Raw genomic sequence first — 20,615 nt, forward strand, 5'->3', positions numbered from 1 at the left:
ACGGGACGGCGAGCGCTCTCGTCCGTCGCCGTCCTTCTGACCGCCCTGGCCACGACCCTGATACCCGCCGCCCCCTCCCGGGCCGTGGACACCGGCGTCACCGTCGACTTCGCCACCGCCGGCGGTGCCCCCGCCTACCACGCCTCCGGCATGATCTACGGGATGACGCCGAACGGCTCACTCCCGCAGGACCACTTCTTCAAGGACATCAAGTGGCACTTCATGCGGGCCGGCGGCGCCCAGCTCAACAACGGCGGCTACGGCACCAGCCTGGCCGGCTACCAGACCCGCTGGAACTCCACTCTGGCCCAGTACAGGCGGACCACCGCGCTGGGCGGCACGTTCGTCCTGCTCCCGCACGACCTCTGGGGCGCCGACGCCACCACCACCCAGGGCTGGCCCGGCGACAACGGTGACTGGACCCAGTTCGACGACTTCGTCACCCAGCTCGTCAACGACGTCCGCGCCAACAACATGACCGTCCAGTGGGACCTGTGGAACGAGCCCGACGGCAGGAACTTCTGGGGGCCCTCGCAGAGCCAGTATCTGCAGATGTGGTCGCGGTTCTACGCCAGGGTCCGGGCCGCGTTCCCGAACCAGCTCATCGTCGGGCCCAGCATCGCGGGCCAGCCGAACGCGTCCAACACGTGGTGGACCACGTATCTGAACTACGTGAAGGCGAACAACGTCGCCCCCGACATCTACAGCTGGCACGACGAGCCGGGCGACCCGGTCACCGATGTCGGCCGCGCCAACTCCACCCTCGCCGCAGCCGGGTTGACCAACACCCGGGCGTACCAGATCAACGAGTACGCCACCCTGTCCATGCAGTCGCCGGGCGGCGGCGCCTGGTTCATGGGCCGCCTCGAGCGGGCCGGCGCGGACGGGCTGCGCGGCAACTGGGGCGGGGGTACGAACCTGCACGACTACGAGGCCAACCTGCTGACCAAGAACAGCGCCGGCCAGTACCTGCCGCTGGGCGAGTGGTTCATGTACCGCTACTACGGCTCGCAGACCGGCAACATCGTCAACCTGGTCCCGGGCACCGGCACGGACGGCCTGGCCACCAAGGACAACACCGCCAGGAACGCCAAGATCCTGCTGGGCAGCAACGGCAACACCGGCACGGTCACCGTCAACCTCACCGGGCTCAACACGACGTCCGTGGTGGAAAGCGGCAAGGTGCGGGCCGTCGTCCAGCGGGTCCCCTACAACGGCGGTGCCGCAGTGGCCGGTCCCGAGACGATCTCCGACACCACGCTGACGGTCGGCAACAACGCGGCCTCCGTCAGCATCCCCTGGAGCAACGCCAAGGACGGCTACACGGTCACCCTGCTCCCGCCGTCCGACACGACCGTCTCCACGGTCGCGGTCAGCGAGAACAGCGGGCAGTGCCTGGACGACACCAACCTGAGCACCGCCAACGGCACGCAGTACCAGCAGTACCACTGCGAGGGCGGCTACCAGCAGATGCTCGACCTCAAGCCGGTGAGCGGCAGGACCGACACGTACACCGTGGTCAACGAGCTCAGCGGCAGGTGCCTCGACGTCTCCGGGGCCTCCACGGCGGACGGCGCCGCCGTCGTCCAGTACACCTGCAACGGCGGCACCAACCAGCAGTTCACGCTCAACCCCGTCACGGCACTGGGCAACGGCAAGGACTACCAGCTGGTCGCCGTCCACAGCGGCAAGTGCGTCGATGTCAGCAACGTCTCGACCGCGGCCGGCGCCCTGGTCCACCAGTGGACCTGCGACCCCGCGAGCGCACTGGGCACCAAGAAGAACCAGATCTGGCGACTCGTCGGCAAGGGCTGACGGATGTGTGGCCGTCCGGTGCAGGACAGGACGGCCACACTGCCCGTGCGTCGTGAAGTCCTCCGGTCGACGTCGTTCAGTCGGCCACCCGCAGCAGCAGCTTGCCCGTCGACCCGCGCCCGCCCATCAGCCGGTGGGCCTCGACCGCCTCCGCCAGCGGGAACTCCGCGGTGATCGGAAGGGTCACGGTGCCGTCCGCGACCGTACGGAAGGCCCGCTCGGCGAGTGCCCGCAGCGCCTCGGGCGCCGTCTGTGCGAGAGCCAGGATGGAGAAGCCGCCGACCGAACGCCCCTGCGCGTAGAGCTCGGGCTGCCCGACCTGCCAGGGCGCTTCCCCGCCCGCGTTGCCGAAGGAGACCAGGCGTCCGAAGACGGCGAGGCTGTCGAGGCCGCGGCGGAGGGTGTCGCCGCCGACCGGGTCGAGGACCAGGTCGACGCCCCTGCCGTCGGTGGCGCGGCGGACGTCGTCCGGGAAGGTGTCGCTGGTGAACACCTCGTCGTAGCCGTGCTTGAGGGCGTGGTCGGCCTTCCCCGTGGAGGAGACCACGCCGTACACCGCGCCGGCGCCCGCCGCCCGGGCCAGCTGCCCCGCGACCGTACCGATGCCTCCGGCGGCGCCGTGCACCAGAACGCTCTCGCCGGCGCGCAGTCGCCCCACCTCGTGGAGGAGGGCGTGCGCCGTCGGCACCACGATGGGGAGCGTGGCCGCGGTCCGCAGGTCCAGGCCCTGGGGGAGGGGGAACACGGTGGCGGTCCCGGCGACGACGACCTCCGCGTAGGCGCCGCTGTCGACGAGGGCGGCGACCGCCTGTCCCGGGTGCAGTCCCTCGACGCCGGCGCCAGTGGCGCGGATCCGTCCGGAGACCTCCAGGCCCGGGCGGAACGGCAGCGACTGCACACGGTAGCCCTCGGCGCGGGCCTTGAGATCGGCGAAGTTCACGCCCGCGTAGGCGACGTCGACGGTCACCTGTCCCGGCCCCGGCTCGGGGGTGTCGACCTGCACGATCTCCAGCACCTCGGGGGCGCCGTACGTCTGGAACTCGATTGCGCGCATGAGTGGAACGCACCTTTCGGCGACCGTTCGGATGACCGTTCGGGCGACTGTTCAATGGGAAGCGAACACTGTGACTGTAAGATATCCATCGAACACTCGGCAAGCGGCCGAGGCGCTCCGCGAGGGTGTCGCGGCGGTGTGCGGTACGGGGGAGAGGGCGATGTCGAACCAGGTCGCGGGCGGCAGTCATCGTGCGGCGCCGGTCCACACGGATCCGGAGGACGTGTCCGTCCTCACCGCGCTGTCAGCGCTCGCCGACCCGGTGCGCGTCCAGCTGATCCGCGAGCTGGCGGGCTCTCCCGACTGGACGCGCAGCTGCGGCAGCTTCGACGTGCCCGTGGGCAAGGCCGCCAAGAGCCACCACTTCTCGGTGCTGCGCGGCGCCGGTCTGGTCGAGCAGCGCGACGAGGGGCCGAAGCGGGTCAACCGCCTGCGCCGCGAGGAGTTCGACGCGCGCTTCCCCGGCCTGCTCGACCTGGTCCTCCGCGCCGACGACACCGACTGAGGCCACCCGGCCCGGAGCGGTCCGCCAGCCGCGCGGCCCGCTCCTCCGCCGCACGCGGCCCCACACGGCGGACCGGTGCGCGCGTTCGTCGAGGCGGTGCCCGTCGGGTCAGCCCGCGACCGGAGTGCCCGTCTTCTCCCGCAGTTCGTCGAGGGTGACGCCGGGGGCCAGTTCGACGAGTCGGCAGCCCTCGGAGGTGAGGTCGAGCACGGCCAGGTCGGTGATGATCCGCTGCACCACTCCCTGCCCGGTGAGCGGCAGCGAACACCGTTCGACGATCTTGTGGGAGCCGTCCTTGGCGACGTGCTCCATGAGGACGATGACGCGCTTGGCGCCGTGGACCAGGTCCATCGCGCCGCCCATGCCCTTGACCATCTTGCCGGGCACCATCCAGTTGGCCAGGTCGCCCGTGGCGGAGACCTGCATGCCGCCGAGCACGGCGGTGTCGATGTGGCCGCCGCGGATCATGCCGAAGCTCTGGGCGGAGTCGAAGTACGACGCTCCGGGGCCGACCGTGACGGTCTCCTTGCCGGCGTTGATCAGGTCGGCGTCGACCTCGTCGTCGGTCGGGTAGGGCCCGGTTCCGAGGATGCCGTTCTCGCTGTGCAGCGTGACCCGCACGCCGTCCGGAAGGAAGTTGGGGATGAGGGTCGGCAGGCCGATGCCGAGGTTGACGTACTCGCCGTCCCGCAGTTCCCGCGCGGCGCGCGCCGCCATCTGTGACCGGGACCAGCCCGCCCGCTGCTCGCTCATGCCGCGTTCTCCCGGACGGTGCGCTTCTCGATGTGCTTGGTCTGCGGGCCGGTGTGGACGATCCGCTGGACGTAGACGCCGGGCAGATGCACCTCGGCGGGGTCGATCGCCCCGGGCTCGACGAGCTCCTCGACCTGCGCGACGCAGATCCGCCCCGCCATCGCGGCGAGCGGGTTGAAGTTCATCGTCGCCTTGTTGAAGACGAGGTTGCCGTCGGTGTCACCGACCTTCGCGTGCACCAGTGCGAAGTCGGCCACGATGCCCTCCTCCAGGACGTACCGGCGGCCGTGGAACTCCCGTACCTCCTTGGGCGGGGAGGCGAGCAGGACGTTCCCCGAACGGTCGTACTTCCAGGGCAGGCCGCCCCGGGCGACCGGTGTGCCCACGCCGGCGGGGGTGTAGAACGCGGGAATGCCGCAGCCGCCGGCCCGCAGCCGTTCGGCAAGCGTGCCCTGCGGGGTGAGCTCCACCTCCAGTTCCCCGGAGAGGTACCGGCGGGCGAATTCCTTGTTCTCCCCGACGTAGGACGCCGTGACCCGGCGGATTCGGCCGAGGTCGAGGAGGATGCCGAGTCCCAGCCCGTCCACACCGCAGTTGTTGGAGAAGACCTCCAGATCGTCGGCGCCCTGCTCCGCCAGCGCCTCGATCAGACGGTCCGGGATCCCGGAGAGTCCGAACCCGCCGACGGCCAGCGTGCTGCCCGGGGTGATGTCGGCGACCGCCTCCGCGGCCGTGGCCACCGTCCTGCTCATCGGACCTCCCGCCTGCTGCTGATGATCCGGCCGCGAGCCTCGCCGAAGCCGATCCGGACTCCGCCGGCGCCCGGGGCCGTGGCGGTGAGAACGACCTCGTCCCCGTCCTCCAGGAAGGTGCGAGGCCGGCCGCCGACGGTGACGGGCTCCCGGCCGCCCCAGGTCAGTTCGATGAAGGCGCCGCGCTGCTCCTTCCGGGGACCCGAGATGGTGCCGGACGCGAACAGGTCGCCGGTGCGCGAGGGAGCGCCGCCCACGGTCTGGTGGGCCAGCATCTGGGCCGGCGACCAGTACATCGCGGCGTACGGCGGCCGGGAGACCACCTCACCGTTCCACTCGACCTCGAGGTCGACGTCGAGGCCCCACGGTCGCGCCATCCGCAGATACGGCAGAACGGCCGGCTCCTGGGGCGGGAGAGGGAGCCGGGCGGCGTCCAGGGCGAGCAGCGGCACCACCCACGCCGAGACCGTGGAGGCGAACGACTTGCCCAGGTTGGGGCCGAGCGGGACGTACTCCCAGGCCTGGATGTCGCGCGCGGACCAGTCGTTGAAGAGCACCACCCCGAAGATGTGCCGCTCCGCGTCCTCGGCGCCGATGGACTCACCCATGGCGTTGCCGGTCCCGAGGACGAAACCGAGCTCGGCCTCGATGTCTAGGCGAGTCGAGGGCCCGAAGACCGGTGCGGGGTCCTCGGGGCCCTTGCGCTGTCCCGAGGGCCGGACGATGTCGGTGCCCGAGACGACGACGGAGGCCGCTCGCCCGTGGTAACCGACCGGCAGGTGCTTCCAGTTCGGCATCAGCGGGTCCGGGTTGTCCGGCCGGAACAGCCTGCCCAGGTTGGCGGCGTGATGCTCGGAGGCGTAGAAGTCGACGTAGTCGGCGACCTCGAACGGCAGGCGCAGCGTCACCGCGTCCAGGGCGTGGACCGCCTCCGCGGGAACCGGGCCCCGGAGCCGCTCGGTGATCGCGGCACGGACCTCGACCCAGCGGGCGTGGCCCTGGGCCATGAAGTCGTTCAGGCCGGCCCGGGCGAAGACGTCGTCGTCCAGCAGCACGGCCAGATCGATGACGTGGTCGCCGTAGCGGGTCGCCACCCGTGGCTCGCGGCCGGGGGCCGAGTAGACGCCGTAGGGCAGGTTGGCCAGGCCGAACGGTGAGTCGGCCGGGACGGTCAACCGGAGGGTGCTGGTCATGGGGACACCTCGGTGAGATCGGCGAGGGTCGCGGCGGGCAGCAGTCCCAGCGCGACCGACTCGGTGGCGGGTTCGGCGACGGAGCAGGTGCCGAAGGAGCGGAAGACCTCACGCACCCGCGGCGACAGAGCGCGGATCCGCTCGGCGACCTGCTCGCCGTCGCGGTCGGCCAGCAGCCGGACCAGCTCCGTCTCCTCGGCGCCCCGCAGCGCCGCGTCGGTGGCGAGGAGCAGGTTGAGGAAGCCGTGCTGTTCGAAGCCGGTCTCCGGATCGGTGTTGCGCAGGGCGTGGTGCAGCCCCGCGGTCGCCTTGAACGCGACCCCGGCCCGCACCGCGGCCAGCACGGCCGCCGCGAGTTCGCGCTCGTCGGGGTGGAGTTCGGGGCGTACGCCTCCGGTGCGGAACTTGGCCAGGCAGGGGGTTCCGGCGAGGGCGGCGAGCAGCGCGTCGCGCCGGGCGTCGCGCGGCACCTCCACGTACACGGTGGCGGTGTCGTTCCCGCCGAGCGCCTCGGTCAGGGCCGGTACGACCTCCTCGGCGGCGACCCCGTCGGGGACGGTGACCTCCAGCGCGACCAGCCGTACGGCAGGGATCCGGTCCGCCGCGGCGATCGCGTCGCAGACGCCCGGCAGCGGCACGGTCACCGAGAGGTCGAAGGACCGCGCGGCGAGGCCGCCCGTCGGTTCGGCGAGCCGGTCGAGGTCCTTGGCGGCGAGGACGAACGGACCGACCAGCCCGGCATGGGCGCCGCGGGTGTGTTCCACATGGGCCGGGACCGCCTCCTCGATCGGCAGGCTGCCGGGCGGGAAGACGGCCGCGTCGTCGAACAGGCCGGCGAGCACCGGCGGGACCGTCGGCGTCTGCGGCTCGCTCATCGCTTCGGCTCCCAGGAGTGGACGTACACGCCGTCGTCCGTCGCGAGGGCCGCCTCACCGAGCTGCAGGGGCCGGAAGGTGTCGACCATGACCGCGAGTTCGTCGAAGAACTCCGCGCCGATCGACCGTTCTGTCGCGCCGGGCTGAGGACCGTGCGGATGGCCGCCCGGGTGGAGCGAGAGCGAGCCCTGCCCGATCCCGGAGCCCTTGCGCGCCTCGTAGTCCCCGCCGCAGTAGAACATCACCTCGTCGGAGTCGACGTTGGAGTGGTAGTACGGCACCGGGACGGCCAGCGGGTGGTAATCCACCTTGCGGGGAACGAAGTTGCAGACGACGAAGTTGTGGCCCTCGAAGACCTGGTGGGCCGGCGGCGGCTGGTGCACCCGGCCCGTGATCGGCTCGAAGTCACGGATGCTGAACACGTACGGGTAGAGGCAGCCGTCCCAGCCGACGACGTCGAAGGGGTGGTGCGGCACCGTGTGGACGGTCCCGGCGACACCGCCGGGCCCCCGGTGCTTGATGTGGACGTCGACGTTCTCGCCCTCCACGGTCCTCGGCCCGTCCGGGAGACGGAGGTCGCGCTCGCAGTACGGCGCGTGTTCCAGGAGCTGGCCGTGCCGGGACAGATAGCGCCGCGGCGGCCCGATGTGCGAGTTCGCCTCGATCGCACAGATCCGTACGACGCCGTCGGGGACGATCCGGTACGTGGTCGCCCGAGGGACGATCGCGTAGTCCCCGTCGCCGACCTCCAGATCGCCGAAGACCGTCTCCACGCGGGCCCGCCCGGCCTCGACGTACAGGCACTCGTCGCCGATCGCGTTGCGGTAGTACGGGCTCGGCGCGTCGGCCACGACATACGCCAGCCGCACGTCCTCGTTGCCCAGCAGCAGTCTGCGGCCGGTCACCGCGTCGATGCCGGACGCGCCCTCCGGGAACAGCTCGTGCGTGGAGAGGTGACGGGGCAGCAGGGGATGGTTGGGAACCAGGGACTGGTCCCCGAGGTCCCACACGCGGAACTCCCGCACCGCCGACGGAATGTGCCGGTGGTAGAGCAGCGAGGAGTCCGAGGAGAACCCCTCCTCGCCCATCAGCTCCTCGTAGTAGAGCTTCCCGTCCGGGTCACGGTGCTGGGTGTGACGTTTCGGCGGAACCGCGCCCGCCCGGTGGTAGTACGGCACGTCTCTCTCCAGTGCAGTCCAGTACTGTGCGCTGAGCGCACATTTTTGTGCGATAAGAGCAACGAGCCGAAATTAAGTCCTGGCGACAGCCCCGTCAAGGTCGACTCCCCTGACGTGCTCTAACGTGGCGCCCGAAGAAGATCTGTCGGTTTCCGCGGGTGCCGAGCGCGGCCGCGGGATCAGGAGGTGTAGATGGCCACCCTGCAAGGTCTGGACCGTGGGCTCCGGGCTCTGGGCGTGATCTCTCTGGCGGCCGACGGCCTGACCGTGGCGGATCTGGCGGCGCAGCTCGGGATCGACCGGGCCATCGCGTACCGGATCGTGCAGACGCTGGAGGAGCACGCCCTGGTCTCCCGGCAGGGCAAGCGGGTCCGGCTCGGCGCCGGTGCCGCCACGCTCGCGGGGCGGTTCCAGCGCCAGCTCGTACTGGCGGCCCAGCCGGTTCTGCAGGAGCTCGCCGACGACACCGGCGCCTCCGCGTTCCTGACGGTGGCACACGGCGCGCGGGAGTGCGTTCCCGTGGCGGGAGCGGAGCCGACCGTCCAGCACGGCCCGGTCCAGGTGGGCTACCGCATCGGTGTGCGGCACCCCCTGGAGAGAGGCGCGAACGGCGTCGCGATCCTCGCGCTGCAGCCGCCCTGGCCCGATGAACCCGAGGAGGTCGTGCGGGCCCGGGAACTGGGCTACAGCATCACCTCGGGACAACTCCAGCAGGGCGCCACCGGGGTCGCGGCGGGGTTCGAGGTCCCGGGCACGGTGGGTGCCTCCGTCGGCGTGGTGGCCATGCACGAGTTCGACGACGAGCGCGTCGCCGCGCGGGTGCGGGAGGCGGCCTCGCGACTGGCGGTGCTCAGCAGGTCCTGACCCGTCACCGGTTGTCGTGGTAGGCGGGAGACCGCCGGGGCGCACCGTGATGCCGGGACTCCAGCAGCGGCAGGACCCTGGGCGCCACCACCACCGACAGCACGATCACGCTCGTCGAGCGGGCCACCGTGGGCGAGCGGTTCAGAGCGAGCAAGGTCTCCTGAAGGTCCTGGTGCGACGAGGCCGCCAGCTTGCACAGCACGTCCGAGGCTCCCGTCGTCGCGTACGCCTCCAGCACGGTGGGCAGGGCGGCCAGCTCGGCGGCGACGTCGTCGAGCGCGCCCTGGGCGATCTCCAGCGTCACGAACGCCTGGACCGGGAAGCCCGCCGCGCCCACGTCCACTTCGGGGCCGAATCCGATGAGGACGCCGCTGCGTTCCATCCGGTCGAGTCGTGCCTGGACGGTTCCGCGGGCGACCCCGAGCGTCCGCGACAGCTCGAGGACGCCGGCTCGCGGGCTGTCCCGCAGCAGGCGGAGCAGGTCGATGTCCAACGAGTCCAGCGGCTGTCCGTCAGTCACGGTGATCACCTTCTTCCAGCTAGGCAGATTGCATACATGAAGCCGCTGTCAGGCAGGCAAAGTGAGCAGCTTGAACAGCTTAGAAGGGGACTCTTGTGCAGGTGACGAACGCCGGTGTGTCCTGTGCGCCACGTGCTGGAAGCAGGACACCCAGGAGGACGGCGCATGAGCATGGAACAGACCCTCACGAGCCAGGAACGGCTGGCGGAGCTCGACCTGCCGCAGCTCCGGCAACTGGTCGGGCTCGTCGAGTACGACGCGGAGGGCGACCCCTTCCCGGTGACCGGCTGGGACGCGGTGGTCTGGGCCGTGGGCAACGCGACGCAGGCGGCGCTGTTCTTCCAGGTGGTCTTCGGCATGGAGCTGGTCGCCTACTCCGGTCCGGAGACCGGCAACCGCGACCACCACGCGTACGTCCTCCGCTCCGGAGCGATCCGGTTCGTGCTCAAGGGCGGCGTCGCCCCGGACAGCCCGCTGTTCGACCACCACCACCGCCACGGTGACGGCGTGATCGACATCGCTCTCGAGGTGCCCGATGTCGACCGGTGCGTCGGCCACGCCCGGGCGCAGGGCGCGACCGTGCTGGAGGAACCGCACGACGTCACCGACGAACACGGCACCGTCCGGACCGCCGCCATCGCCACCTACGGCGAGACCCGCCACACCCTGGTGGACCGCTCCCGCTACAGCGGCCCCTACCTGCCCGGATACGTGGCCCGCAGCTCGGGATACGTGAAGCCCGACGGCGAGCCCAGGCGCCTCTTCCAGGCGCTCGACCACGTCGTGGGCAACGTGGAACTCGGGCGGATGGACGAGTGGGTCGACTTCTACAACCGCGTCATGGGCTTCACCAACATGGCCGAGTTCATCGGCGACGACATCGCCACCGAGTACTCGGCGCTGATGAGCAAGGTCGTCGCCAGCGGCAACCACCGGGTGAAGTTCCCGCTCAACGAGCCGGCGGTCGGGAAGAAGCGTTCGCAGATCGACGAGTACCTGGACTTCTACCGTGGTCCGGGCGCCCAGCACCTCGCCCTCGCCACCAACGACATCATCAGGACTGTCGACGTGCTGCGGGCCCGGGGCGTCGAGTTCCTCGCCACGCCGGAGAGCTACTACACCGACCCGGAACTGCGCGCCCGGATCGGCCATGTCCGCGTGCCCATCGAGGAACTGGCCTCGCGGGGCATCCTCGTCGACCGCGACGAGGACGGCTACCTGCTGCAGATCTTCACCAAGCCGATCGGCGACCGGCCCACGGTGTTCTTCGAGTTCATCGAGCGCCATGGCTCCCTGGGCTTCGGCAAGGGGAACTTCCAGGCCCTGTTCGAGGCGATCGAACGCGAGCAGGCCAGGCGCGGCAACTTCTAGGCGCAAGCCATACCGGCGGCCCCGCCGTACGCACCTGTCCGGTCGTACGGTGGGGCCGCAGGTCTTGTTACGGGGGGCCTTGCGGGCGCAGCGGTACGAGCGTCGTCAGTGCCGCAGTCGGAGCCGGAGCCAGAGCAGCAGTGCCTCGTCGGGGTCCTGGAGGTCGATGCCGAAGAGCTCCCCCGCCCGCCTGATGCGATAGCGCAGTGTGTTCGGGTGCACGTACATCTCGGCAGAGGCTCGGGTGCTGTCGCCCAGACACCGCAAGTACGCGTAGACGGTGCGCGTGTACTCCGTGCCGTTGCGTTCGTCGTGCTCGCGCATCGCTTCCAGCCCGTCGAGCCGCACCGCGTCGAACGCGTCGAGATCCGCGCGGAGCCGCAGGAAGAACGACTCCGCACGCACCTCCTGGAAGTCCGCGACGGCATGGTCCTGCCCGCGGTGGGCCAGCACGCCGAGCGCGGCGTCGGCCTCTTGGCGTGAGCGTTGCACCGCGGACAGGGCGGGTGCGTGGCCGCCGATCCCGGCGCGCAGCCGGACCCCCAGCATGACCCGGATGCGCTCCAGGACGCCTCCCGCCAGTTCTCCTCCCACCGCGCCGGTCGTGGACGGGTCGGCCGGCAGCAGCGAGTAGACCACTCCGTCGAGCTGGACGGTGCTGGCCCGGACATGCTGGACCTGTGCGCTGCTGGTGATCAGCTCGATGATGTGCGCCATGTCGGGTTCGCTGACATCGGTCTCCGTCTCCGCGTGCTCGAAGGCGACGACGACGAATCCGGGGCCGTGCGAGCCGAGCGAGCCGGTGGCGGGCAGCTCCTCGCCGAGGAGGGCGCCGCGCAGTGCTTGTTCACGGGCCCTGCGAGCCATGTCGCGCGAGTTGCGGTGACGCAACAGACGCAGTGCCGCCAGGTCCGCGGCGTCCCGCAGTGCCCGCTCCTCGCCCGCTCCCATGCCGCCGTCGGCGTCGATGACCCAGATGGAGCCCAGCGTGACGCGGCCGGCCAGGATGCCGGCCGCGACGCGTGGCAGAGCGCCGTGCCCGGTGAACCGTACGGGCTGGGGCCGCTGTCGCAACCGGGGGTCGGCGTGCAGGGACTGGAAGGCCTGCGGCACTTCCCGGCCGAGGATCCCCTGGCGCCGCACCTCGTCGGTGGGCTGACCGGAGATCGTGGAGTACGCGATGATCCGGTAACGGTCGTCCATGATCGCCACCGCGCCGCGCAGCTGGGCGGCGGTCGCGTTGGCGAGGTCGAACAGGTCGTCCCACGCTCCCTCCTCGCCGCCCGTCGCACCCTGTCCGGACCGGCTCGCGAGCACCGCGGAGAGAAGCGTGTCCAGATGGCGCCAGTTCACCTCGTCGTCCGCCGCCAGCAGAGCGATGCCCTGTTCCCGGGCGAGAGCGCGCAACCCGGCCGGGTCCTCCCCGTGCAGCTTGACCACGACGGCGGTGCACCGGGCGCGGGCGGCCGTGCGGAGGGCCGCTTCGGCCTCCGGCGAGGCGGCGCGCACACCGATGCCGAACAGCATGGCGCCCGGGGTCGCGCCGGCCGCGTGAGGAGGATCGAGGATCTCCAGCTCGCTCACGGGGACATCCAGGCCGAAGGGAGCCTCGAGCGGCTTCAGCAGGGTGTCGCCGACCGCGTCCAGCAGAGAGGCGAGCGTCGCCGAAGCCGGCACTTCCCCGGAAGCGGGAGGTGTTTGTGTCATTGCCTCACTGAACCCCGCACTCTTGAGTGAAATCAACATAGCAGTCGAGAAAACCCGGGGAGACACTCAAGTCATTGCCTGACCCGTGCAGGCCCGCGACCGCCGGCCGGCACGCACATCTCAGGAGAGACGACATGAAGAAACTGGCTCGGCTGCGTGCCGCGCTGCCCACCGGTCGAGCGGCCGGCGGAGCGGACGGCGCTCCCGTCGCCACCCCGGACTGGCTGCGCGAGGGGCTGGCCGCACTGGTCGGAGCGGAGCAGGTGCTGTCCCGTCCCACCGACCTCGCCCGCTACGCCTCCGACGCGAGCCCGTACCGCTACCTGCCCCGCGTGGTCGTGAGGGCGCGCGACGCGGCGGACGTCGCAGCCGTACTGGGCTTCGCCGACCGCCACGACCTGCCGGTGACCTTCCGGGCCGCGGGGACCAGCCTCAACGGACAGTCCCAGGGGTCGGGCATCCTGGTGGACGTGCGCCGGCACTTCGCCGGCGCCTCCGTCGAGGACGGCGGGCGGGTACTGCGCGCCCGTCCCGGGACCGTGATCGCACGCGCCAACGCGCAACTCGCCCGGCACGGCCGGATGCTCGGCCCCGACCCCGCCAGCAGCGCCTCGGCCACCATCGGCGGAGTGGTCGCCAACAACGCCAGCGGCATGTCCTGCGGGGTGGTGCACAACGCGTACCACACGGTTCGGTCCCTGCGCGTCGTCCTCGCCTCGGGCACCGTCGTGGACACCGCCGACCCCGCCGCCGACGCACACCTGGAGCACGCCGAACCCGCCCTCGTCCGTGAGCTCATGGCCATCAAGAAGGAACTCGAGGCCGACCCGGCGCTGTGCGACCGGATCAGGACCAAGTTCGCCATCAAGAACACCAACGGCTACCGCCTCGACGCCTTCCTGGACGCCGACACCCCCGCCGGGATCCTGCGCGGTCTCATGGTCGGCTCGCAGGGCACCCTCGGCTTCCTCGACGAGGTCGTGTTCGACACCGTGCCCTTCGGCCGCCACCACTGCACCGCGCTGCTGCGGCTGCCCGGCCTGCACGAGGCGGCTGCCCTCGTCCCCGACCTGGTCGAGGCCGGTGCCCATGCCGTCGAACTCCTGGACGCTCCGTCCCTGCGCTCCACCGCGGGCGTCTCGGGGGCTCCCCGCTGGCTCGCCGAACTCACCGAGGACGCGCAGGACGCCGCGCTGCTGGTGGAGTTCCGGGCCGCCGATCTCGACGACCTGAGCGTGCAGCAGGAGCGTGCCGAGGCGGTGCTGGCCGCTTCCCCCGTTCCCGTGCTGGGGGAGTTCACCCGGGACTCGGCCACCGCCGGCGCCTACTGGAGGGTCCGCAAGGGCCTCCTGGCCGCCGTCGGCAGCACCCGTCCCGCGGGCACCGTGCTGCTGGTGGAGGATGTCTGCGTCCCCCCGGACCGGGTGGCCGAAGCCGCCCGCGATCTGTTCCTCCTCCTCGAGTCGCACGGCTTCGCCTCGCCCATCGCCGGGCACGCGTCCGCCGGAAACCTTCACTTCCCGCTCATGCTGGACCCCTCCTCACCCGAGGATGTGAGCCGCTACCGCACCTGCATGCAGGATCTCGCCGACCTGGTGCTGAACATCTACGGGGGCGCGCTCAAGGGCGAGCACGGCACCGGGCGCAACATGGCGCCGTTCGTGACCCAGGAGTGGGGAGGCGTCGCCGTCGGGCTCATGTGGCGGCTCAAGGCCGCCCTCGATCCGCACGGCATCCTCAACCCGGGCGTGATCCTGGACGACGACCCGAACGCCAACGTCCGCAACCTCAAGACGCTGCCCCCGGTCGACGCGGCCCTGGACCCGTGCATCGAGTGCGGCTTCTGCGAACCGGCCTGCCCCAGTCACGACCTGACCACCACACCCCGCCAACGCATCGCGCTCCAGCGGGAGATGGCCCGCCATCGGGCCGATTCCCCCCTCGTGCTCTCCCTCACCCGGGACTACGCCTACGACGCCGTGGACACCTGCGCCGGGGATTCGAGCTGCGCCGTCAGCTGTCCCGTGGACATCGACACCGGCGCCGCCATGAAGAAGCTGCGGCACGCCGGGCACGGCCCCCTCGCCGAACGCGCCGCCACCTGGGCCGCACGGCACTGGGCAGGTCTGGAAGGGGTCGCCCGGGTCGCCGTCGGCGTCGCGCGGCGCACCGCGGACGTCGCCGGTGACGCGCCGTTGCGCGCCGTCACCTCCGCCGCCCGTGGCGTACTGGGCGCCGAACTGGTCCCCGCCTGGCTGCCCGAGATGCCGCAGGCCGCGCCGAGACGGTTGCCCGCCACCCGACGGCCGACCGCGCACGCCGTCTACGTACCCGCCTGTGTCAACCGCATCTTCGGCGCGCCCGAGGGCGAGAGCGGGCCGACGGTGGTCCAGGCCCTCGTCACGCTCGCGGACCGGGCCGGCAGGCCGCTGTGGATCCCCGACGACGTGGCGGGCACCTGCTGCGGCACCGTCTGGCACAGCAAGGGCTACGAGAAGGGGCACGCCGCCATGGCCGGGATGCTCGTGAACCGGTTGTGGCGATGGACCGACGAGGGACGGCTGCCGGTCGTCATGGACGCCTCCTCCTGCTCACTCGGCGCCGTCCGCGACGTGGTGCCCTACCTGAGCCCGGCCGACCGGGACCGCCACAGCCGCCTCGCCATCCATGACGCCGTCGACTGGGCCCAGAAGGAACTGCTGCCCCACCTCACGGTCACCGACCGGGTCGCCACCGCCGTGGTCCACACCACCTGCTCGATGCAGCAGACCGACAACGGCTCGGCTCTGAAGGCCGTCGCGCAGGCGGTCGCCGACACCGTTGTCCAGCCGATCGCCGAGTCCTGCTGCGGGTTCGCCGGCGACCGGGGCTTCCTGCACCGGGAACTGACGGAGAGCGCGACGGCGGCCGAGGCGGAGGAGGTCGGGCAACTCGACGCCCAGGCCCATCTCAGCGCCAACCGCACCTGCGAGATCGGCCTCCACCACGCCACCGGAGCGGCGTACACCTCGGTCATCCAGCAACTGGAGCGAGCCACACGGCCGGCCGTGACACGGTGACGCCGACTCGCGCTGCGGACCCCGACAGAGCCGCGGACCGAGACGCGTCAGCCGAGGCCGTCGGGGTCGCGCAGGTACAGGTAGAAGGCGTTGGAGACGCCGTGCCGGCCCGGGCCGCGTTCGATGTGGTGTTCCTTGCACACCACGCCGAACAGGTCCGCGGCGCGCAGCACCTGCCTTCGTCCTTCTTCAGTCGCTTGACCGGTTGGCCCAGGCCGGTGAAGAACCTCTCCGCCTTGTCGACGTCCTCCGGGGTGCGCACGACGTAGGAGAACGCACTCGCGTCCCGGCGGGCGTCCATGACGAGGACATGGCCCGGGCACAGCTCCTCGATCGCCCGCTTCTGGGCGTTCATGCCGGTGCCGTACCGCTGGAACAGGTCCTCGCGCAGCGGCAGATACCGCAGGGTGTGGGCGACGCCGACCATGTTCGCCGGGGCCGGCCGCAGTGGTCGTACGCCGTCGACGGACATGTGGGGCAGGCCCCGGGCGCGCAGCTGGGCGCTCAGGGTCGCGACCGTCACCGATCTCAGGCCCGCTTCGAGCCCGGGGTCCAGAAGGGGGCCGGCGGCACCGTACGCGGCGTCCCGTTCGGCGGGGTCGGGCTTGGGCATCGCTCCGTACGGCTCCAGCGGGGGCCCGGCGGTCACCGGACTGCGCAGCCTTCCGGTGGTCAGTCCGCCCCCGGTGACCTCGACTTCGACCACATCGCCCGGCGAGACGACCGAGGCGCCCGCGGGGTTCCGGTCAGGATCACGTCCCCCGGCTCCAGGGTGACCAGCCGGCCGAAGGGGAACAGCAGGGTGTCGGTCGTGTCGTCCTGGGCCGGCTCACCGTTGACCCAGGTCCGCAGGCGCAGTGCGGCGGGGCCGAGCCGGCGGGCGTCCAGCAGCCGCGGGCCGATCGGCGTGAAGCCGTCGGCGCCCTTGGAGCGGAGGTTGGAGCCGCGGTCCGCGTACCGCAGGTCGTACACGCCCGCGTCGTTGGCGGCCGTCACCCAGCGCACGTGCGACCAGCCGTCCCGCGGCGTCACGCGCTGGGCGCGTGAGCCGATGACGAGCGCGATCTCGCCCTCGAAGCCGAGGAGTTCACAGCCGTCCGGCCGCACGATCGCCTCGCGGGTCCGTCCGTGTTCCCCGGCCCGGCCGGGGTAGTTCAGATGGACAGCGATGATCTTCGACGGTGGGTTCCCCGAGGGGTGTGGCACGGGGCTCCTTCAGGTGCCGGGCGTCTGGTCGTGGCCGCGGACGCGTTCGCGCAGGGCGAGCAGTCCGTGCACGGCGTCGAGGGAGGGGGAGGCGACGCCGGTGCGGCGCGCGAGTTCGCGTACGGCGCCGACGATGGCGTCGAGTTCGAGGGGCCGGCCGCGGTCCGCGTCCTGCAGCATGGAGGTGCGGAACGCGCCGAGCCCGCGGGCGACGGCGAGCCGCTCGTCCGCCGTCATGGTGCTGTCGATGCCCAGGGCGGCTCCGACGGCCGCCGTCTCCTCGAACATGGCGGCACACAGCCGCCGTACGTCGGGGTCGTCGAGGATGTCCAGGACGGTGGCGCCGGTGAGCGCGCTGACGGGGTTGAGATTGACGTTGCCCAGCAGCTTTTCCCAGAGGTCGCGGCGGATGTCCGTGCCGGCTTCCGCGTCGAGGGGGCCGGCCGCCAGGGCCGCGGCGCACCGCGTGACGCGATCGGAGAATCCGCCGGTCGGGTCACCGATGATCAACCTGGTCCCGCTGACGTGTCGCACCCGGCCCGGTCCGTCGACGGCACTGCTGAAGTGCGCGACGCCCGCCATCACGCGCTCGGCGGGCAGCAGGGCCAGCAGCTCTCCGTCGGGGTCCACCGAGCGCAGGACGGGGTTTCCCCCGGTGTGCTCGACGGTGGACAGCAGCCACCAGGGCACTCCGTTGGCCACGACGAGGACGTCCGTGCCCCGCGCGATCCAGGTGCGGACGGAGCGTGCCGCCGACAGCAGATGCCGGCTCTTGACGCAGAGGACGGCCAGATCCGGGACGGGGAGCCGCCCGGCGTCGGATGCCGTGGGGAAGCGGTGCCGCTCCTCGGCTCCCGTCTTGCGGCCGCACAGGACGAGCCCCTCGGCGGCGATCGCGTCCAGGTGCGGGCCCGGTCTGCCGAGCAGGGAGACCTCGGCGCCCGACAGGGCGAACGCCCCGGCGAGGGTGGTGCCGATCGCGCCCGGTCCGACGATGGTGATCCGATGTCCCATGGCAGCGAGCATGCGCCGCGGCCCGGACCGCGGCAATGTCGGTGCCTACACTCGCGAGGGTCACCTGATGTAGGTTCCGACATCCCTCTGTGTTTCGGTCGGCCCTTTGTGTTCGGTCGGCCCCTGTGTCTCGGCCGGGAGGATCCCGTATGACCGCCATGCTCCTCGAGCAGCTCGTCACCGCCCTGCAGGACGACGTCGTCAGCGTGCTGTCGGAGGGAGCCGAGGCCGAACCGCGCGTCGCCGGTGTCGAGTTGCTGGACAGTCACGAGGTCGTACAGGCGACCGCGTCCGGTCACCTGCTGCTCGGCGTCGGCGTGGACATCGCGGACCCCGACGCGATGGACGCCGCCCTGCGCACCGCGGCGGCCACGTCGTGCGCGCTCGCCGTCAAGTGTGCCGTCCCCGCGCGGGAGGACCTGCTGGCCCGGATCCGCCCCACCGGGGTTCCGGTCCTGGCCGTCAATCCGCAGATGCCGTGGACGCGCGTCCAGCGCCTGGTCACCACCGTCCTGGCGGCGCGCGCGGCGGACTCCGAACCCGGCGGCTCGCCGACGGGGGGCGATCTGTTCTCCCTGGCCAACGCGGTCGCGGGCATCGTCGGCGGGGCCGTCGCGATCATGGACACCCAGCAGATCATCGTCGCCTACTCGAACCTGCCCGACCAGCCCATCGACGAGACCCGGCGACAGGGCATCCTGGGCCGGCGCGTGCCCGAGGACGCGATCGCCGATCACCTGGACCGGAAGGTGTGGACGAGCGACGCGGTCGTACGCCACCAGAGGTCCGGAAGTCTGCCGCGCATGGCCGTGGTCGTACGGGCGGGCGAGGACGTGCTCGGCTCCCTGTGGGCCGCGTTCCCCGACGAGGCCTCGGTGCCGGACTGCGGGCCCGCGCTGCAGGAGGCCGCCCGGGTGGCGGCCCTGCACCTGCTGGCGTTGCGCCGCCAGGTCGACGCGGAGCAGGAGAGCCGCGACCGTGCTCTGCGCTCCGCGCTGGAGGGCCGGTCGGGGCAGAGCGACCTGCCCGGCGGCGTCCGCCTCCCCGGCGTACTGGTCGGGCTGAGCGAGGCCGTGGGCGAGGAGGACGAGGCGTCCGACGCCGCCGTCGCGGCCCGGCGGCGCGCCGCGCTGCTGCGGCTGGTGGATCTCGCCGTCCTGGACAGCCGCTCGCTCGGCTACGAACCGGCGGCCACCCTGCTCGGCGAGCGGGTCTACGTCCTGCTCCCGGCCGCCGGTTCCGGGCTCGTGTCCACCGGCGTCCTGCTCGACCACCTCCTGGACCGGGCCCGGCACAGTCTGCACCGCTCGTTCCTCGCGGTCGGCTCACCGACCGTGGGCGCGCTCTCCCCTCTGCTCAGGGCCCGCCGCGACATCGACGCCGCGCTGGACCACCTCCGGGAACAGCGCGCGGATCCGGGCGGGTACCGCACCGACGACCTGCGGCCGGAGCTGGTGCTGCGGCGGCTCGTGGGCGCGGTACGCGACGACGGCGAACTGCGCACCGGCATCGCGGAACGCCTGCGGGCGTACGACGCCGAGCACGCCACCGAGTACGCGGCCACCCTGCTCGCGTATCTGCGGCACTTCGGTGACGTCGTCGCGGCCAGCGGCGCGCTGCACATCCACCAGAACACGCTGCGGCTGCGGCTGCGCCGTGCCGAACAGCTCTTCGGGGTGTCGCTCGACGACCCGACGCGGCGCCTCCTGCTGACGCTGGAACTGACCGCACTGACCCGGACGTAGTGTCGGATCGCACAGTGCCCGACCACTTTTCATGGCGCCCTCGACATTGGCCGACGGGGGTTCGCCCGCTCATGCTCCTGGACACCGAGGCACGCCTCCACGTGGCGGCGACCCCCATGGACCAAGGAGCACGGCAGTGACCGTTCTGGACACCCCGACGAGCACGAAGAAGCCTGTCGGCATGAGTGGAGCGGAGTGGCAGGCGCGACGCGAACTGGCTGCCTGCTACCGGATCTTCGACCACCTCGGCTGGGTCGAGATGATCTTCAATCACATCACCCTGCGCGTGCCCGGCGAGGAGGGCCACCTCCTGATCAATCCGTTCGGTCTGACGTACGACGAGGTCACCGCCTCGAACCTGGTGAAGATCGATCTCGACGGAAACGTCCTGTCCGACTCCGACTGGCCCGTCAACGAGGCGGGACTGCTGATCCACTCGGTGATCCACGCCAGCCGGCCCGACGCGCACTGCATCATGCACACCCACACCACCGCCGGCACCGGCGTCGCCTGTCTGCGCGGGGGACTGGACCCGGACAACTTCTACGCCGCCCAGCTGCACGACATGGTCGCCTACCATGACTTCGAGGGCGTCACCGTCGACTCCGAGGAGAAGCCGCGGCTGGTGGCCGACCTCGGCGAGCGCAACCTGATGATCCTGCGCAACCACGGCCTGCTCGCGCTCGGCCCCACGCTGCCCGCCGCGTTCTCCGCCCTGTGGACCCTGCAGCGGGCCTGCGAGATCCAGCTGGCCGCCCAGTCCTCCGGGCAGCCGCTGATGCCGGTGACCCTGGACGCGGCCGTGCGCTCGACCAAGGAGTCCTTCCAGCTGGGCGACCGTACGCAGGCCGGCCGGACCCTGTTCACCGCGCTGCGCCGCCGGATCGACCGCATCGCCCCCGACTACGCGGTCTGACCCGCGCCCCCACACCGCGCCGCCGCGTCACCCCCCACCCCGATCCCCATCCCCCACCGCTCACCCTCCGCTCCGGGTCGACGACGAC

18 protein-coding genes are annotated in these 20,615 nt (G+C 71.6%); 7 read left to right on the plus strand and 11 right to left on the minus strand.

Features of this window, described 5'->3' with window-relative positions:
- Positions 1-84: 84 nt before the first annotated feature.
- Positions 85-1,815, plus strand: coding sequence for an RICIN domain-containing protein (locus ABZ464_RS41645; protein ID WP_359287092.1), 1,731 nt, complete (start codon positions 85-87; stop codon positions 1,813-1,815).
- Between the two features lie 76 nt (positions 1,816-1,891).
- Here ABZ464_RS41645 and ABZ464_RS41650 read toward each other — a convergent pair whose 3' ends face one another.
- A complete protein-coding gene (locus tag ABZ464_RS41650) occupies positions 1,892-2,869 on the minus strand; it encodes a zinc-binding dehydrogenase (protein WP_359287094.1) in 978 nt (325 codons plus the stop codon).
- A gap of 160 nt (positions 2,870-3,029) precedes the next feature.
- Between ABZ464_RS41650 and ABZ464_RS41655 the strand changes: the two genes are divergently transcribed.
- On the plus strand, positions 3,030-3,374 hold the full coding sequence (locus ABZ464_RS41655) for a helix-turn-helix transcriptional regulator (RefSeq protein ID WP_359287096.1): 345 nt from the start codon (positions 3,030-3,032) through the stop codon (positions 3,372-3,374).
- Positions 3,375-3,482: 108 nt separating this feature from the next.
- Here ABZ464_RS41655 and ABZ464_RS41660 read toward each other — a convergent pair whose 3' ends face one another.
- Genes ABZ464_RS41660 through ABZ464_RS41680 form a run of 5 tightly spaced genes read right to left on the minus strand, consistent with a single transcriptional unit; the run spans position 3,483 to position 8,125 of the window.
- A complete protein-coding gene (locus ABZ464_RS41660) occupies positions 3,483-4,127 on the minus strand; it encodes a CoA transferase subunit B (RefSeq protein ID WP_359287098.1) in 645 nt (214 codons plus the stop codon).
- On the minus strand, positions 4,124-4,879 hold the full coding sequence (locus ABZ464_RS41665) for a CoA transferase subunit A (RefSeq protein WP_359287100.1): 756 nt from the start codon (positions 4,877-4,879) through the stop codon (positions 4,124-4,126). Before ABZ464_RS41665 ends, ABZ464_RS41660 begins: the two co-directional genes overlap by 4 nt.
- Positions 4,876-6,072 (minus strand): fumarylacetoacetase, encoded by a 1,197-nt coding sequence (gene fahA / locus ABZ464_RS41670; RefSeq protein ID WP_359287102.1) that lies wholly within the window; start codon positions 6,070-6,072, stop codon positions 4,876-4,878. The genes ABZ464_RS41665 and fahA overlap by 4 nt, the downstream gene beginning before the upstream one ends.
- A complete protein-coding gene (locus ABZ464_RS41675; protein ID WP_359287104.1) occupies positions 6,069-6,947 on the minus strand; it encodes a hypothetical protein in 879 nt (292 codons plus the stop codon). The genes fahA and ABZ464_RS41675 overlap by 4 nt, the downstream gene beginning before the upstream one ends.
- Positions 6,944-8,125 (minus strand): homogentisate 1,2-dioxygenase domain-containing protein, encoded by a 1,182-nt coding sequence (locus tag ABZ464_RS41680; protein ID WP_359287106.1) that lies wholly within the window; start codon positions 8,123-8,125, stop codon positions 6,944-6,946. Before ABZ464_RS41680 ends, ABZ464_RS41675 begins: the two co-directional genes overlap by 4 nt.
- Positions 8,126-8,317: 192 nt before the next feature.
- Between ABZ464_RS41680 and ABZ464_RS41685 the strand changes: the two genes are divergently transcribed.
- The gene (locus ABZ464_RS41685; RefSeq protein ID WP_359287110.1) at positions 8,318-8,989 is read left to right on the plus strand and encodes a helix-turn-helix domain-containing protein; all 672 of its coding nucleotides are present in this window, start codon (positions 8,318-8,320) and stop codon (positions 8,987-8,989) included.
- Between the two features lie 4 nt (positions 8,990-8,993).
- Here ABZ464_RS41685 and ABZ464_RS41690 read toward each other — a convergent pair whose 3' ends face one another.
- On the minus strand, positions 8,994-9,509 hold the full coding sequence (locus ABZ464_RS41690; protein WP_359287112.1) for an Lrp/AsnC ligand binding domain-containing protein: 516 nt from the start codon (positions 9,507-9,509) through the stop codon (positions 8,994-8,996).
- Between the two features lie 165 nt (positions 9,510-9,674).
- On the opposite strand from ABZ464_RS41690, the gene hppD reads away from it, so the two are divergent.
- The gene (hppD, locus tag ABZ464_RS41695) at positions 9,675-10,880 is read left to right on the plus strand and encodes a 4-hydroxyphenylpyruvate dioxygenase (RefSeq protein ID WP_359287114.1); all 1,206 of its coding nucleotides are present in this window, start codon (positions 9,675-9,677) and stop codon (positions 10,878-10,880) included.
- Between the two features lie 105 nt (positions 10,881-10,985).
- On the opposite strand, the gene ABZ464_RS41700 is transcribed toward hppD, so the two are convergent.
- The gene (locus ABZ464_RS41700; RefSeq protein WP_359287116.1) at positions 10,986-12,587 is read right to left on the minus strand and encodes a helix-turn-helix domain-containing protein; all 1,602 of its coding nucleotides are present in this window, start codon (positions 12,585-12,587) and stop codon (positions 10,986-10,988) included.
- Between the two features lie 134 nt (positions 12,588-12,721).
- Between ABZ464_RS41700 and ABZ464_RS41705 the strand changes: the two genes are divergently transcribed.
- On the plus strand, positions 12,722-15,646 hold the full coding sequence (locus ABZ464_RS41705; RefSeq protein WP_359287118.1) for an FAD-binding and (Fe-S)-binding domain-containing protein: 2,925 nt from the start codon (positions 12,722-12,724) through the stop codon (positions 15,644-15,646).
- Here the strand turns inward: ABZ464_RS41705 and ABZ464_RS41710 are convergent.
- Genes ABZ464_RS41710 through ABZ464_RS41720 form a run of 3 tightly spaced genes read right to left on the minus strand, consistent with a single transcriptional unit; the run spans position 15,600 to position 17,866 of the window.
- Positions 15,600-16,352 (minus strand): hypothetical protein, encoded by a 753-nt coding sequence (locus ABZ464_RS41710; RefSeq protein WP_359287120.1) that lies wholly within the window; start codon positions 16,350-16,352, stop codon positions 15,600-15,602. The genes ABZ464_RS41705 and ABZ464_RS41710 overlap by 47 nt on opposite strands.
- Positions 16,319-16,852 (minus strand): fumarylacetoacetate hydrolase family protein, encoded by a 534-nt coding sequence (locus ABZ464_RS41715; protein ID WP_359287122.1) that lies wholly within the window; start codon positions 16,850-16,852, stop codon positions 16,319-16,321. The genes ABZ464_RS41710 and ABZ464_RS41715 overlap by 34 nt, the downstream gene beginning before the upstream one ends.
- 9 nt (positions 16,853-16,861) lie before the next feature.
- Entirely contained in the window at positions 16,862-17,866 is a 1,005-nt protein-coding gene (locus ABZ464_RS41720) for a 2-dehydropantoate 2-reductase (protein ID WP_359287124.1), read from the minus strand.
- Between the two features lie 149 nt (positions 17,867-18,015).
- Between ABZ464_RS41720 and ABZ464_RS41725 the strand changes: the two genes are divergently transcribed.
- Together ABZ464_RS41725 and ABZ464_RS41730 are read left to right on the plus strand one after the other, a co-directional pair.
- Positions 18,016-19,611, plus strand: coding sequence for a helix-turn-helix domain-containing protein (locus ABZ464_RS41725; RefSeq protein WP_359287126.1), 1,596 nt, complete (start codon positions 18,016-18,018; stop codon positions 19,609-19,611).
- Between the two features lie 136 nt (positions 19,612-19,747).
- On the plus strand, positions 19,748-20,527 hold the full coding sequence (locus tag ABZ464_RS41730) for a class II aldolase/adducin family protein (RefSeq protein ID WP_359287127.1): 780 nt from the start codon (positions 19,748-19,750) through the stop codon (positions 20,525-20,527).
- The last annotated feature ends 88 nt before the right edge of the window (positions 20,528-20,615 follow it).

The sequence above is a fragment of the Streptomyces sp. NPDC005820 genome, assembly GCF_040630255.1.
Lineage (GTDB): Bacteria > Actinomycetota > Actinomycetes > Streptomycetales > Streptomycetaceae > Streptomyces.

Coding starts and splice junctions, on each gene's coding strand:
- ABZ464_RS41650 (WP_359287094.1), bottom strand. CDS start 2,869: ATGCGCGCAATCGAGTTCCAGACGTACGGCGCCCCCGAGGTGCTGGAG.
- ABZ464_RS41655 (WP_359287096.1), top strand. CDS start 3,030: ATGTCGAACCAGGTCGCGGGCGGCAGTCATCGTGCGGCGCCGGTCCAC.
- ABZ464_RS41660 (WP_359287098.1), bottom strand. CDS start 4,127: ATGAGCGAGCAGCGGGCGGGCTGGTCCCGGTCACAGATGGCGGCGCGC.
- ABZ464_RS41665 (WP_359287100.1), bottom strand. CDS start 4,879: ATGAGCAGGACGGTGGCCACGGCCGCGGAGGCGGTCGCCGACATCACC.
- fahA (WP_359287102.1), bottom strand. CDS start 6,072: ATGACCAGCACCCTCCGGTTGACCGTCCCGGCCGACTCACCGTTCGGC.
- ABZ464_RS41675 (WP_359287104.1), bottom strand. CDS start 6,947: ATGAGCGAGCCGCAGACGCCGACGGTCCCGCCGGTGCTCGCCGGCCTG.
- ABZ464_RS41685 (WP_359287110.1), top strand. CDS start 8,318: ATGGCCACCCTGCAAGGTCTGGACCGTGGGCTCCGGGCTCTGGGCGTG.
- hppD (WP_359287114.1), top strand. CDS start 9,675: ATGAGCATGGAACAGACCCTCACGAGCCAGGAACGGCTGGCGGAGCTC.
- ABZ464_RS41700 (WP_359287116.1), bottom strand. CDS start 12,587: ATGACACAAACACCTCCCGCTTCCGGGGAAGTGCCGGCTTCGGCGACG.
- ABZ464_RS41705 (WP_359287118.1), top strand. CDS start 12,722: ATGAAGAAACTGGCTCGGCTGCGTGCCGCGCTGCCCACCGGTCGAGCG.
- ABZ464_RS41720 (WP_359287124.1), bottom strand. CDS start 17,866: ATGGGACATCGGATCACCATCGTCGGACCGGGCGCGATCGGCACCACC.
- ABZ464_RS41725 (WP_359287126.1), top strand. CDS start 18,016: ATGACCGCCATGCTCCTCGAGCAGCTCGTCACCGCCCTGCAGGACGAC.